The following is a 13,266-nucleotide window of genomic DNA, read 5'->3' on the forward strand; positions in this document are numbered from 1 at the left end:
CCGCGTGCGCCGTCAGGGCGCCGGCCGGGCAAGCGGCAACGGCACCCGCTTCACGGCCGGGATCCCGCGCGTCGAAACATCGGGCTCGAAATCCGGAATGCCGGCGGCATCCGGCCGCGCCAGCGGCAGCGGCAGCGGCAGCGGTGCGGACGCATCCGGCAGCACGGGTTCGGCCGGTTCCACGACCGGCACTGGCGCGGCGTCGTCTTCCACCGGCTCGATCCGCACACCGCCGGCGCGCGCCGTATCGGTCATGATCGAACCGGCGCTGCGCCAGCGCAGGATCAGCGGCGCCCCGAGCGCGCTGACATCGGCGCATTTGGCCGCCGGCGTCTCGCCGCGATCGCACAAGGCCGTGGCGCGGACGATCTCGAACTGAAATTGCGCGCGGCGCAGGAATTCCGGAAAGACGCTGCTTTTCTGTGCCGCCTCGACAAGCGGCAGATAGCGCGCGCAGTCGCTTTGCTGGCGCTCCATCATCTCGGCAAGTCGCGCCGCGACGGGCGATCCTTCCGCCGGCGCGGCCATGCAGAGCCGCCACATCAACTCGGCCGTCGCATGATCGTAAAGCAGGATCAGCGCGCGGCTGCGATCGTTGAGCCCGGCATAGAGCCGCGCCGTGTCGCGCGGGTCCCAGCGGCGAAACCCGTCGATGAAAGCGGTGATGTCGACGGCATCGGCCGGCGCCGGCAGAAAGCGGCTTTCGGCCTGCGCCGGCACAGCCGGACGCACGCCGCGCTTCAGAAATGAAAATTCGCGCGACGCCGCCATGTCCGGTCCGGAGGGGCCGCCGGAGGGTATGAAAAGAAACTGCAGACCGAGCGGGCGCTCCTCGATGTGAAAGATTGCTGCATCGGACGCGGCACCGGAGAGGCGCACCACGCCTTGCGCATCGCCCGTGTCAACGCCGGTCCGCTCACCATTGATCGTGTAGACACCGCCGCCGGGCGTCGTCAGCCGTCCGACGACGCGGGTGCCGACCTGCTGCAGCGTCAGCGCCATGCCCGCCGCCTCGCCGATGCCGTCATAGCCGCCGGTGAATTCGGCGGCCGGCGCGCGCAACGGCATCAGCAGCATGCAGAGCGCCACCGCCGCCAGTCTCGCCACCGATGCCGCCCGCCGGACGGCAAGCCTCCGCATCTTCTGTCCTTGTGCCCTTTCCGGGTGCCGTGCCTATCGCCCCTTGAAGCGCGGCTCCCGCTTTTCGATGAAGGCCGTCATGCCTTCCTTGAGATCTTCGGTCCGCATCAGCGGCAACAATTGCAGATAGACGTGATGCACATGTTCCGGGAACGGTTCGTTGAGCCCCATGCGCATCATCCGCTTGGCCGCGCGCACGGCCAGCGGCGCGTTGCCGGCGATCTCGGCGGCAAGGGCGCGGGCACGCGGCATCAGATCGGCATCGGCGACGACTTCGGAGGCAAGCCCCCATTCGACGCTCTGCTCGGCCGACAAGGTGCGGCCGGTAAATATCAGTTCAGCCGCCTTCGACCAGCCGATCAGCCGCGGCAGGATCCATGTACCGCCCGATTCCGGCAGCAGGCCGCGCTTGCAGAAGGCGGCAGCGAACTTCGCCGACGTCGCCATCAGCCGGATGTCGCAGCCAAGCGCCGTGTCCATGCCGTAGCCGGCCGCGCCGCCATTGACGGCGCAGATGGTGGGCGTTTCCATCGCGTGAAGCACGGTCGGCGGTGTGTGATTGAGATCGAGCGTTGTCGAGGTGACGCCGCCGCTCTGCCCGATCGAAAGATTGCCCGATGCCTGCGGCCTGAGATCGAGACCGGCGCAGAAGGCCCGGCCGGCACCGGTCAGGATCACGCAGCGCACCTCCGGATCCCGGTCGGCTTGCAGCAGCCGCTCGGTGAGCTGGTTCAGCATGACGCCCGAAATCGTGTTCATCCGCTCTGGCGCATTGAGCGTGATGGTCGCAACATGATCGGCAACCGCATAAAGAACTTCGTCCGCCGCTTCGGGCGCCTGTTTGGCCTGGCTCATCGGTTTCTCCCTGTCCGAAATATCGTTGCGGCGAGCTTAGCCCATAAGCTCAACCGCAAACAGCCGGCCCGCCCGCATCGAAAAACGGGTGGCGCACATAGTCGCCCGGCTCGATACCCAGCGACGCGGCCCGGCCACCGGCGATTTCCAGCACCCCGTTGACGGGAACGCCCGATGTGTGGATGTCGAGCGACAGCGGCTCCGTCATTGCGGCGATGCGGGCAATACGGCCATCGGCTTCGATGAAGATCATGTCGAGCGGGATCAGCGTGTTCTTCATCCAGAAGCTGGCGATCCGGCATTGCGCATAGAAAAACAGCATGCCGGCGTCTTCGTCGAGGCGCTCGCGGAACATCAGCCCCTCCCGGATTTCCTCCGGGCTGACGGCAAGTTCGACCGTGAAGCGATGCATCGCGCCCGACGCCGTTTCGACGGTAACGACATTCTCCGCCGCGGTCGGCGGCGCGCAGGCACCGGCGGCCAGACCGAACAGCAGGGCGGCGGCGAGAGCGGCAGCACGCATCAGTCGAGGCGCTTCAGGCCGGCCGCGTAGCGTTTCCAGTTCTGGACATAGTGATCGGCGGAAAGCTTCAACGCCTCGGCCATTTCCTTGTCGAGCGTGCGGATGACCTTGCCCGGCGCGCCCAGCACCATCGAATAGTCGGGAATATCCTTGCCCTCGGCGATCAGCGTGTTGGCGCCGATCAGGCAGCCCTTCCCGATCCGCGTGTTGTTGAGGATGATGCTGCCGATGCCGACCAGACTGCCGGCACCGATGGTGCAGCCATGCAGCATCACCAGATGGCCGATGGTCACGTCGCACTCGATGGTCAGCGGCGAACCGGGATCGGTATGCAGCACCGAACCGTCCTGCACGTTCGAGTTCTCACCGATGGTAATGAGCTCGTTGTCGCCGCGCAGCACGGCGCCGAACCAGACGCTGGCATTCTTCTCCAGTTTCACATTGCCCATCACCTGCGCATTGGGCGCGATCCAGTAGTCGCCCTCCGGCGGCAGGATCGGCTTCGCATCGCCGATCGCGTAAATGGCCATGAATGCTCTCCCCGTCACTCGTTTGTTGTGGCGCGGACTATGCCATGGCTGGCGGCCGGAAACGAGACTTGCGGAACGCGCATCAAATAGGGTGTCATTCGCACGTCAAGGGCAGCGCCTAGTGTCGGCCCGGCAAACCGGGGCGAGGGGGATCGAAAAATGGCACGGCGGAGAACATCGGAGACGGGCAGCATCGGCGAAGCGATGGAAGCGACCGACGACCGGCCCGTGGCCCGCGCCATGGCGCCGACGCTGGGTGAGCTCTGGAACCGCCGCCTCGCCCGCCGCGACGTGCTGAAAGGCATCGGCAAGGCGGCATTGCTGGCTTCGGTCAGCGCATTGCCGTTGGCCGCCTGCAGCGATGCACAGCAAGGCTTCGCGCCTGACGATATTTTCGGTTTCGAGGAAGTGCCGCACGGCATCGACGAAACGCATCATGTCGCAAGCGGCCATACGGCCGACATCCTGATCCGCTGGGGCGACCCCATATTGCCCGGCGCACCCGAATTCGACCCGCTGAACCAGAGCGCCGAGCGGCAGTTGCAGCAATTCGGCTACAACAACGACTATGTCGGCTTCGTGCCCCTGCCCTGGGGATCGGGCGCCAGCGATCGCGGCCTTCTGTGCATTCATCACGAATACACCAATGACGACCTGATGCATCCGGGGCTCACGCTGGTGCCGGGTCAGGATCCGCGCGATCTCTTCACCCGCGAAATCGTCGAAATCTCCATGGCCGCGCATGGCGGCACCATCGTCGAGGTCGCCCGCGGCAATGACGGCAAATGGAGTGTCGTGCGCGACAGCGCCTTTAACCGCCGCATCACCCCGCTGGCGACGGCGATGACGATTTCCGGCCCGGCCGCCGGCCATCCGCGCCTGCAAACTTCGGAAGACCCCGAGGGCCGCACGGTAATGGGCACGTTCAACAATTGCGCCGGCGGCATCACCCCCTGGGGCACATGGCTGATGTCGGAAGAGAATTTCAATTTCTATTTCAGCGGCATCCCCGCCGACGCGGCCGAAGCGGCAAATCATGCGCGCATCGGCATTCCGGCCGGCTTTGCCTATCCCTGGGGCCGCTACCACAAACGCTTCGATGTCGCGGCCGAACCGCGCGAGCCCAACCGCTTCGGCTGGATCGTCGAGGTCGACCCGCTCGATCCGTCATCGACGCCGGTGAAGCGCACGGCGCTTGGGCGCTTCAAGCATGAAGGCTGCGAGAGCGCGCGGACAAGGGACGGCCGCCTGGCTGTCTATTCAGGCGACGATCAGCAGTTCGAATACATCTACAAATTCGTCAGCCGCGACAAGGTGAACCTCGACGACCGCGCCGCCAATGCAACGCTGCTCGACGAGGGTACACTCTATGTGGCGCGCTTCGAGGACGACGGCACCGGCCGCTGGCTGCCGCTGGTTCATGGGGCGAACGGTCTCGACGAGGCAAACGGCTTTGCCTCCCAGGCCGATGTGCTGATCGAGGCCCGCCGCGCCGGCGACATTCTCGGCGCAACACCACTCGACCGGCCGGAAGATGTCGAACCGCATCCGGTCACCGGCAAGGTCTATGCGGCGCTTACCAATGCGAAAGAGCGCACGCCCGACAAGGTGGACGCCGTCAATCCGCGTGCGAACAATTTCTGGGGCCAGATTGTCGAACTGGCGCCCGGCGATGACGATCACGCCTCGGAAACATTTGCATGGACATTGCTCGTCAAATGCGGCGATCCGGCCAATCCGGCGATCGACGCGGCATGGAACCCCGAAACATCGGAAAGCGGCTGGTTCGCCTGCCCCGACAATGTCGCGATCGACGCGAAGGGCCGTCTCTGGGTCGCCACCGATCAGGGCTCGGGCTGGCACAAGGCGTCGGGCACGGCGGACGGACTTTATGCGCTGGCGACCGGCGGCGACAAGCGCGGCATCGCCCGGCAACTCTTCCGCGCGCCGGTCGGCGCCGAGGTCTGCGGCCCGATCTTCACACCCGACGGCGCGGCGCTCTTTCTCGCCGTCCAGCACCCGGCAGCGGACGGAACGACTGATTTCGCGGGCTTCGAACGCCGTTCAAGCTTCGCCGATCCGGCCACGCGCTGGCCTGACTTCAACACCGATATGCCGCCCCGTCCCTCGCTTCTGGTCATCACGGCCGACAAGGGCGGCCCGGTCGGCGGCTGAGGCATGCCTGCGCCGGGTTGCGTCGGCAGGCGCAATGCCCCAAGCTTGGCCTGCGGCGTCATCGGCGAGCGCGCGCCGGCGCGAACGGCGAATGCAGTGAGGGCGTATCGGCATGCGATTCCTGTTCAGTCTGGTTCTCTTCCTGCTTGCCGTGCCGGTTCTCCTGATGCTGGCTTACGAGCGCGGATTGCTTGATGACTATGTGCCGGAAGATGCCATCGACCCCGAGCCCTTCATCCAGGCAGAACTTTCCAGCGTCACCGATGGACCCGATCTGAGCCGCCGCATCGACAGGGCGCTCGACGAAAAGCTGTATGACGACGCCGTCATGTATGCCGAGATCGCCGACTACATGAATGTCGAACTCGAAGCACCGACACGCGCGCGCCTGCTCGATGAGGACGCACCGGCCCGTCGCGCGGCGCGCGGCGCCGGCAGTTTCCTCGAAGGTTTTGTCACCGGTCATGGCAGCGACACGGCCGGCTTCATGGGCGCGATCGCCTCCGACCTCACAGTCGTCGGCGATGTACGCGACATCGGCGCCGAAGGCTCAAAGCTGGCGCGCGGCGAAGATTATTCGAAACTGATCCTCGGCCTCTCGGTCGTCGGCCTTGCCGCCACAACGGCAACCATCGCAACCGGCGGCGGCGGGTTGCCGGTAAAGGTCGGCGTCTCGTTGCTGAAAGTCGCCGAAAAGGCCGGCACCATCACCGCGCGCTTCGCACGCGACGTATCGAATGTGCTGCAGGAAGCCGTCAATTTCGAAAAACTGCGCGGCTTGCTGCGCACCACCGATCTTGCCGACAGTGCCGCGACGCGCCGCGCAATTCTCGAATATGCCGATGGTGTGTCGCTGGCGCGCGTGACACCGATCCTCACCGACATGGCGGCCCTCGAGCGCGCCGTCGGACCGGCCGAGGCGGTGCGGTTGATGCGGCATGTGGACAGCACCGGCGACCTCGCCCGGGTCGGTCGCATGGGCGAAAAGCTCGGCACCAAGACGCGCGGCGTGGTTGAACTGACCGGAAAGACCAGCCTGCGCGCCTTCAAGACTGCATGGAACCTGATCTTGCTTGCCCTGCAATGGGTGTGGGCGATTGTGGCCGGTCTCGGCGCATTGTTGCTGGGATCGCTGAGCCGGCGCGCCATGCGTCGCCGGAAAAGACCGGCCTAGGCCGACAGCAACACGCCGATCAGGAAAACGCCGGAGAGGAAGCTCCACATCACGGCAATACAGCTTGAGAGCAGCATCCAGACCGGCGGACGGTTCTCGAACACCTGGGCCCGCAGCGCATTGCGCAGGATCACCGTTGGGCCGGCAAAAACAAGAGTCAAGACGCCAACCAACTGCAGGATCATCGGTTCCGATGTGAGCTGAAAGCTCGGTGGTTTGTTGGTAACCAGCCGATAGAAGCTGCTGGCCAGTCCGGCCGCGACAAATCCGGTCGCGATCGAAAAGAAAAAAGCCCCGAATACTGACATATGCCCCGCCACGCCCCTGTTATCGTCCGACCGGGCCGCGCGCGGCGCGGTCGGTTTCGATTCCATCGATGAAATGAGATGCCGCGGCGGCCAGACGCATTTGCGCAAAAGCCACGGCTGAGTCCGGAATGGCCTGCCGGTCGAGCAGGCTTGTAAACTGTGGATCGGTCAGCGCGGCCCGCAGATCGGCGGCCGGATTGCCGCGCGCTTTAAGCGCAATCTCGGTCAACAGCGGTGAACGCGCACCGAGTTCGAATTCGGATCCGCCCAGCCGGCAAACCCCGAGATCGGCCTCGCAAACCAGCGACGGCAATGCGAGCGTCCGGTCGTCGCCCGGCAATGGCATGTAGCCGCCAAAGAACAGGAAGGCCCCGAGCACGATCAGCGATTTGAATGCGAACTGGATCATGCCCCCTTGTCCGCAAGCGCCATACCAGCCCGGCCCGGCGGGGCAGAGTTTTGAAATGATCTTTTAATTTCAGTGGGTTATAAGGGTGGAGGTGGCCTGATCGAGCGGCCGCCCAAAAGGCGGAACAGCCGCCTTCCGTGCCGGATTGCGCCGTCGCTGTGCCAACCCGGCACAGCATTACGGGGCCGGTTCTCGGGCGACAGCAGGAGGTGAATTTGGCGCGCGGCAGTCAATCGGACGACGAATATGTCCGCGAGCGCCCGGCATGGATTATTCCGGCGCTGATCCTGATTGGCGTACTGACCTTTTCGGGCGCGTTTCTCTATTACTATTTCGGGCCGACGCCGAGCGAGATTCTGGGGCTCGACCCGCGTGCCAGTTCGGCCGACCGAAAGATCGACACCATTATTGCCGACCGGCGCTTCCTGATCCCGGAAAACTACACACGTTATCCAAGCCAGCGTGGCGGCGGCCGGCGCACAAATGTCGACATGCACGCATTGCTGCCGCGGCTGACACCCTACGAGGCCGATCTGCAGGAACGTTTCATCGACAACTCGGCCGACTCCGACGTGATCTATTTCACGCTGGCCGAAACCGCGACGCCGCTCAGCTCGGCGCGCCGCCTGAAGGAAATCTATTCGAAATACCTGGCAGCCCCCGAACCCGAACAGGACCGGGCAGGATTGCAGCGTTTCACCTTCCGCGACGATTCGGGCTATGCCAATCAGGATTTGCTGGTCGGCACCGACGATGAAGGGCGCATGGTATTGTTGCTTTGCGACCGGCCGAGCAGGCTCGTCGACAGCCCGAACTGCGCACGTTCGCTGCTGTGGGGTCCGCGCCTCGAACTAAGCTATCGCTACAAGCGAAGCCATCTGGGCGACTGGCGCGAGATCGACGGCACGGTCATGAAGCTCGTCGGCGAATTCGAAACCCGTGAACAGATTGACGGATTGCAGGGCCCGATCTTCGACTAGAGCGTTTCCAGGCGAAGTGCCTCCTTTAAACAAAAAGGGGGCGGTTCGCCGTCCGGAAACGCGACAAAACAATAACAGAGAGCCGTTCATCATTTCCGTGAAACGGCGAACGGCTCTAACGGTCACTCAGGCAGATCGATGTCGAGGATCGCCATATTGAAGGCGTAGGAAACCTCGCCCTCTTCTTCGTCCTTGAAAATAACACCGATGAATTCATCGCCGATATTCACCTCGGCCGAATCGTCTTTCTGCGGCCGCGCCCTGACAGTGATCGACGGCAGCTTGAACTTCTCCCGCAAATAGCTCTCGATGCGCTTGATTTCGATCTTGTCCAAGAAGCTCTCCCGTCGTCGGCATTGCTGAATGGCCCCGCAAGAGGGCGTGTCCGGTCGTTTTAACCATTTGCCACCTCTGGCGCAAACCGGACCTGCGCCCGCTTGCCGCTGCGGCGCTTCGTCCAATTGGCCGCTGCAACCGTCCATGAGAGCCTGCCCTGTCGGAAATCCGGCTCGGAACGGGAAGCATGTCGGTACGCACACGAAAATGGCTGGCGGTCTTTACCGTGGTGCTGACGCTGGCAGCGCTGGCGGCACTTGTCGGCCCGGCGCACGACGCGACACCGGAAAGCAACGTGCAGGCCTTCGCCGTGGCGCCCGACCGCTAGCGCGCCGTGTAGCCGCCATCGATCACCAGTTCGGTGCCGGTCATGAAGGCCGCCTCTTCCGAAGCCAGAAAGACGATCCCGTTGCCGATGTCTTCGGGTGCCCCGAGCCGTCCGATCGGATGCAGCATGGTCAACATCTCGACCATCTCGTTGGAGCCGATCTGCACACCGCCCATTTCGCCTCTGTCGATGACCGCCTGCACCATCGGCGTGCGGATATAGCCCGGATGCACTGAATTGACGCGGATACGATAGCCGGCCATCGCGCATTCGAGCGCCGCCGACTTGGTGAGCAGACGCACGCCACCCTTGGCCGCATTGTAGTCGGACGCCCCGGGCTGGCCGACCAGGCCGAGGATCGACGACACATTGATGATCGAACCGCTCGGCCCGCCCTTCGCCGTCGTCTTCTTGATGGTGCGGATACCGTGCTTGCAACCGAGAAACACGCTGTCGAGATCGACGGCGATGGTATGCCGCCAGTCTTCAAGCGGCTTGTCCTCGATGGCACTCGGCTCGGGCGCGATGCCAGCATTGTTGACGAGAATGTGCAAGCCGCCGAATTTCTGCTCGGCGAGCGCCACTGCCTGCTCCCACTGCGCCTCGTCGACCACGTCGTGGCGCATGAAGATCGCCTCGCCGCCGGCCTGCGAAATAGCATCGACAACTTTCAGTCCGGTCTCTTCGTCAAGATCGGTGCAGAGCACCTTCGCGCCCTCTTGCGCCATCAGCCTGGCGCTGACCGCACCGATACCCTTCGCCGCGCCGGTCACGATCGCGACCCTGCCTTCAAGACGTCCCATTCGCTTCTTCCCTGTTTTGCGCCGGATTCCGCCTCCGGCTTTGCGGGCCATTCTGCCGCGCTGGCGCAAATACGCAAAGGGCGAAAGCGCCGCATCTCTGTGCTATAGAGCGAGACGCATGCCCGAACGTACAAGACCCGAAACAACCCGGAAAGAAAAATGCCCGTCGCCCTCGAAATCACCTTCGCAACCAAACAGGCCGATCATATTCTAACCCAGCTCCGCGCCTACAAGGAGCGTGAGTTCGACCGCAACCCGCCCCGCGGCTTTCTCGGCGCCACGATCGCGGACCATCCGGACAAGGGCACCGTCGTTTTCCGCAGCGAATGGGAAGACGACGACGCACTCGAATATACGCGCGACAGCGCCCCGTTCGAGGCCTGCCTCGATCTCTGCGACATCCATGCCGATGGGCGTGACGACCGGAAAATGGAAATCGGCTGACCCACATGACCGCTTCCGTCTATCCGCCCTCCTGGTATGCCGCGACGGCCAATGCGCTGCCGGCGCAGCCGCCGCTCGCGGGCGACACGAAAGCCGACATCTGCATCGTCGGTGGCGGCTATACCGGCCTGTCGGCGGCGCTGCATCTGGCCGAGCGCGGTTTCTCCGTCATCGTGCTGGAAGCCGAACGCATCGGCTGGGGCGCTTCGGGCCGCAATGGCGGTCAGCTCGGCACTTCGCAGCGCAAGGATCAACGCAGCCTCGAAAAAATGCTGGGCCCGGAATGGGCCCGCCGCCTCTGGGAGCTCGGCATCGAGAGCAATGCGCTGGTCAAACAGCTGATCGCAACCCATGCCATCGACTGCGACCTGAAACCGGGCCTGCTGCATGCCGCATGGAAACGCGGCGATGCGGCATGGCTGGAGGAAGATGCCGACTATCTCCGCACCCATTACGGCTACGGCAAGGCACGTTACGTGTCGCGCGACGAAATGCGCGAGATGGTGGCATCCGACCGCTATTGGGGCGGCGTTCTCGACGAGGACGGCGCGCACCTGCACCCGTTGAACTATGCGCTCGGCCTCGCCCGTGCCTGTCTCGCCAAAGGCGTCAGAATTCACGAAAACACCCGCGCACTCGACATCTCGCCGGCCGGCGTGAAGACCGCGCAGGGATCGGTCGGCGCCGCCCATGTCGTGCTGGCCTGCAACGGCTATCTCGGCCGCCTGGAGCCGCGCATCGCGCCCGCCATCATGCCGATCAACAACTTCATCATCGCGACCGAACCGCTGGGAACCCGGGCGCGCGAATTGATCCGCGACGATGTCTGCATCCAGGACACCAAATTCGTGATCGACTATTACCGGCTGTCGCCCGACGGGCGCCTGCTCTTCGGCGGCGGCGAGAATTATTCGCCGCGCTTCCCCGCCGACATTGCCGCCTTTGTCAGAAAGCCGATGCTGCGCGTCTTTCCGCAACTGAAGGATGTGCGTATCGACCATGCCTGGGGCGGCACGCTGGCGATCACACTGAAGCGCCTGCCGCATTTCGGCCGTCTCGCACCGAATGTGATCTTCGCGCATGGCTATTCCGGCCAGGGCATCAACATCGCGACGCTGGCCGGCAAGCTGATTGCCGAGGCCGTTGCGGGACAAGCCGAGCGCTTCGACTGGATGGCAAAAATCCCGGCGCCCGATTTCCCGGGCGGCACATGGCTGCGCTATCCGGGGCTTGTTGCCGGCATGATTTTCTATGCGATGAAAGACCGGCTGCCCTAGAGCGTTTTCAGCAAAAGTGGCCGCCGGTTTTGCGGTTCGAAAACGCGACAAAACAAATAACATCGATCCGTTTGTCGTCTCTTGAAACGGCGAATGGATCGAAGCAGCTAGATGTCGTCGCCTTCGTCCTTGATCATCTGATCCATGGCATGGGCCGGCTTGTCGCAGCCCGCACAGCCGACGATCTTGGCCGGCACACCGACAGCCGTGCAATGCGCCGGCACGTTATGCAGCACCACGCTGCCCGCGCCGATGCGGCTGTACTCGCCGATCTCGATATTGCCGAGCACCTTGGAACCGACCGAAATCAGCACGCCGCGCCGGACCTTCGGATGACGGTCGCCCTGCTCCTTGCCGGTGCCGCCCAGCGTCACGCCATGCAGCATCGACACATCGTCTTCGACCACAGCCGTCTCGCCGATGACGATGCCGGTCGCGTGGTCGATGAAGATGCCGCGGCCGATCCGCGCCGCCGGATGAATGTCGACGGCGAAAAGATCGGAAATACGGTTCTGGATATAAAGCGCCATCGCCTTGCGGCCCTGTCCCCACAGCCAATGCGCCACGCGGTAGGCCTGCAGCGAATGGAAGCCTTTGAAATAGAGCAGCGGCTGGATGTAGGAGTGGCAGGCGGGATCGCGCTCGTAATAGGCGACGATGTCGGCGCGGTAGGCCTCGCCGATTTCCGGCGCCTCGCGCAACGCCTCGTCGAACAACTCGCGAAGCTGCATCGGATGCACTTCCGCATTGCCGAGCTTCTGCGCCAGGTGATAGGCGACCGCGTCGTTGAACGCGCGATGATTGAGAATGGTCGAATAAAGGAAGCTGGCGAGAATAGGCTCGCCCGCCGTCATGTCCTCGGCTTCGCCGCGCACGCGCTCCCAGACGGGATCGCAAACGGCAAGCGGCTGGTTCCTCTCGACGGACTTTGGCATGGGTCCACTCCTCGCCCGTTGGATGCGGGGCAGCACGTCCTCCCACGGGACAGGCCCTCACATGGCGAAATGCCGGCGGTTTCCGCGAGCCTAACACATGGGCGGCATCGGAGCGAGTTCAATAGGGGAACCTGCTTTTCCCGGACCCCGTGTTAAGCTTTTTCGAAAGCCGTTTCAGGGAGCCCGCCCATGCCTTTCGCCACCGTCGGCGACATCGAGATTTACCACGAACGGATCGGCGCCGGCCCGCGCCTGCTGTTCATTTCCGGCACCGGCGGCGACCTGCGCGTCCACCCCAATGTGCTCGACGGCCCCTTCCCCAGGCATTTCGACATGCTGGCCTATGACCAGCGCGGCCTCGGCCAGACCTCGAAGCCGGACACCCCCTACAGCATGGCCGAATATGCCGAGGATGCCGTCGGCCTGATGACCGCCATCGGCTGGGGCTCGGCGCTTGTCGTCGGCGTCTCCTTCGGCGGCATGGTGGCGCAGGAGCTGGCGATCCGCCATCCGCATGTCGTCGAGGGCCTGGTGCTGGCCTGCACCTCGCCGGGCGGCGAAGGTGGCGCCTCATACCCGCTCCACACGCTGCAACACCTGGACCGCGATACCCGCGCCCGCCACATGATCGGCATATCCGACACGCGCCACGACGCCGCCTGGGCCAAAGCTAACGAAAAAGCTTACGAACAGATGGTCGCCTTCGCCGCCAATGATCCATATACGGACGAACCGGGCCACGCCATGGGCCAGCGCCGCCAGCTTGAGGCCCGCGCCGCCCACGACACCTGGGATCGCCTCGGCGACATCCGCTGCCCGGTGCTGATCGCGGCCGGCAAATATGACGGCATCGCCCTGCCCGAAACGCAGCAGAAGATGGCCTCGCGCATCAAGGGCGCCGAACTGCGCTTCTACGACGGCGGCCACCTCTTCATGCTGCAGGACCGCGCCGCGCTTCCGGCGATGATCGCCTTTCTGAAGGGAGAAGACTTGCCTCCGGCCACCGCCTGACCTAAAAGTTAATGCAGGACATTAGATCTGGGGAGCGC

Annotated in this window: 15 protein-coding genes and 1 pseudogene; 7 read left to right on the plus strand and 9 right to left on the minus strand. The window is 64.2% G+C overall.

Annotated features, from left to right (window positions below):
• Positions 1-12 precede the first annotated feature (12 nt).
• From Q7V31_RS11735 to Q7V31_RS11750, 4 genes and pseudogenes are all read right to left on the minus strand, one after another.
• The gene (locus tag Q7V31_RS11735; RefSeq protein ID WP_304734514.1) at positions 13-1,140 is read right to left on the minus strand and encodes a hypothetical protein; all 1,128 of its coding nucleotides are present in this window, start codon (positions 1,138-1,140) and stop codon (positions 13-15) included.
• A gap of 33 nt (positions 1,141-1,173) precedes the next feature.
• Positions 1,174-1,995 carry an enoyl-CoA hydratase/isomerase family protein gene (locus tag Q7V31_RS11740; RefSeq protein ID WP_304734516.1) on the minus strand — a complete coding sequence of 274 codons (822 nt, stop codon included), beginning with the start codon at positions 1,993-1,995 and terminating at the stop codon, positions 1,174-1,176.
• Positions 1,996-2,044: 49 nt separating this feature from the next.
• Entirely contained in the window at positions 2,045-2,518 is a 474-nt protein-coding gene (locus Q7V31_RS11745) for a DUF192 domain-containing protein (protein WP_304734518.1), read from the minus strand.
• 170 nt (positions 2,519-2,688) lie between these two features.
• Positions 2,689-3,048, minus strand: a pseudogene (locus Q7V31_RS11750) (gamma carbonic anhydrase family protein); the annotation flags it as partial.
• Between the two features lie 159 nt (positions 3,049-3,207).
• Here Q7V31_RS11750 and Q7V31_RS11755 point away from each other — a divergent pair.
• Both Q7V31_RS11755 and Q7V31_RS11760 read left to right on the plus strand, forming a co-directional pair.
• A complete protein-coding gene (locus Q7V31_RS11755) occupies positions 3,208-5,223 on the plus strand; it encodes a PhoX family phosphatase (RefSeq protein WP_304734524.1) in 2,016 nt (671 codons plus the stop codon).
• A 112-nt stretch (positions 5,224-5,335) separates the two neighbouring features.
• Complete coding sequence (locus Q7V31_RS11760) at positions 5,336-6,397, plus strand: hypothetical protein (protein WP_304734526.1); 1,062 nt, start codon at positions 5,336-5,338, stop codon at positions 6,395-6,397.
• Here Q7V31_RS11760 and Q7V31_RS11765 read toward each other — a convergent pair.
• Together Q7V31_RS11765 and Q7V31_RS11770 are read right to left on the minus strand one after the other, a co-directional pair.
• Positions 6,394-6,771: a hypothetical protein gene (locus Q7V31_RS11765; RefSeq protein ID WP_304734528.1), complete on the minus strand. Its 378-nt coding sequence runs from the start codon at positions 6,769-6,771 to the stop codon at positions 6,394-6,396. The two genes, Q7V31_RS11760 and Q7V31_RS11765, sit on opposite strands and share 4 nt — an antisense overlap.
• The gene (locus Q7V31_RS11770) at positions 6,725-7,114 is read right to left on the minus strand and encodes a hypothetical protein (protein WP_304734530.1); all 390 of its coding nucleotides are present in this window, start codon (positions 7,112-7,114) and stop codon (positions 6,725-6,727) included. Before Q7V31_RS11770 ends, Q7V31_RS11765 begins: the two co-directional genes overlap by 47 nt.
• A gap of 215 nt (positions 7,115-7,329) precedes the next feature.
• Here Q7V31_RS11770 and Q7V31_RS11775 point away from each other — a divergent pair, with 215 nt between their 5' ends.
• Entirely contained in the window at positions 7,330-8,094 is a 765-nt protein-coding gene (locus Q7V31_RS11775; protein WP_304734532.1) for a hypothetical protein, read from the plus strand.
• 122 nt (positions 8,095-8,216) lie between these two features.
• Here Q7V31_RS11775 and Q7V31_RS11780 read toward each other — a convergent pair whose 3' ends face one another.
• Positions 8,217-8,429, minus strand: coding sequence for a DUF3126 family protein (locus Q7V31_RS11780; protein WP_304734535.1), 213 nt, complete (start codon positions 8,427-8,429; stop codon positions 8,217-8,219).
• Positions 8,430-8,617: 188 nt separating this feature from the next.
• Between Q7V31_RS11780 and Q7V31_RS11785 the strand changes: the two genes are divergently transcribed.
• A complete protein-coding gene (locus Q7V31_RS11785; protein ID WP_304734537.1) occupies positions 8,618-8,758 on the plus strand; it encodes a hypothetical protein in 141 nt (46 codons plus the stop codon).
• Here Q7V31_RS11785 and Q7V31_RS11790 read toward each other — a convergent pair.
• Positions 8,755-9,561, minus strand: a complete 807-nt coding sequence (locus Q7V31_RS11790) for a glucose 1-dehydrogenase (RefSeq protein WP_304734539.1) — start codon at positions 9,559-9,561, stop codon at positions 8,755-8,757. The genes Q7V31_RS11785 and Q7V31_RS11790 overlap by 4 nt on opposite strands.
• A gap of 159 nt (positions 9,562-9,720) precedes the next feature.
• Here Q7V31_RS11790 and Q7V31_RS11795 point away from each other — a divergent pair, with 159 nt between their 5' ends.
• Together Q7V31_RS11795 and Q7V31_RS11800 are read left to right on the plus strand one after the other, a co-directional pair.
• Entirely contained in the window at positions 9,721-10,005 is a 285-nt protein-coding gene (locus Q7V31_RS11795) for an antibiotic biosynthesis monooxygenase (protein ID WP_304734541.1), read from the plus strand.
• A gap of 5 nt (positions 10,006-10,010) precedes the next feature.
• On the plus strand, positions 10,011-11,282 hold the full coding sequence (locus Q7V31_RS11800; protein ID WP_304734543.1) for an FAD-binding oxidoreductase: 1,272 nt from the start codon (positions 10,011-10,013) through the stop codon (positions 11,280-11,282).
• Between the two features lie 107 nt (positions 11,283-11,389).
• Here the strand turns inward: Q7V31_RS11800 and cysE are convergent, their stop codons facing one another.
• The gene (cysE, locus tag Q7V31_RS11805) at positions 11,390-12,217 is read right to left on the minus strand and encodes a serine O-acetyltransferase (RefSeq protein ID WP_304734545.1); all 828 of its coding nucleotides are present in this window, start codon (positions 12,215-12,217) and stop codon (positions 11,390-11,392) included.
• Positions 12,218-12,406: 189 nt separating this feature from the next.
• Between cysE and Q7V31_RS11810 the strand changes: the two genes are divergently transcribed.
• Entirely contained in the window at positions 12,407-13,228 is an 822-nt protein-coding gene (locus tag Q7V31_RS11810) for an alpha/beta fold hydrolase (protein ID WP_304734546.1), read from the plus strand.
• Positions 13,229-13,266 lie beyond the last annotated feature (38 nt).

This window comes from Parvibaculum sp. (genome assembly GCF_030651915.1).
GTDB lineage: Bacteria > Pseudomonadota > Alphaproteobacteria > Parvibaculales > Parvibaculaceae > Parvibaculum.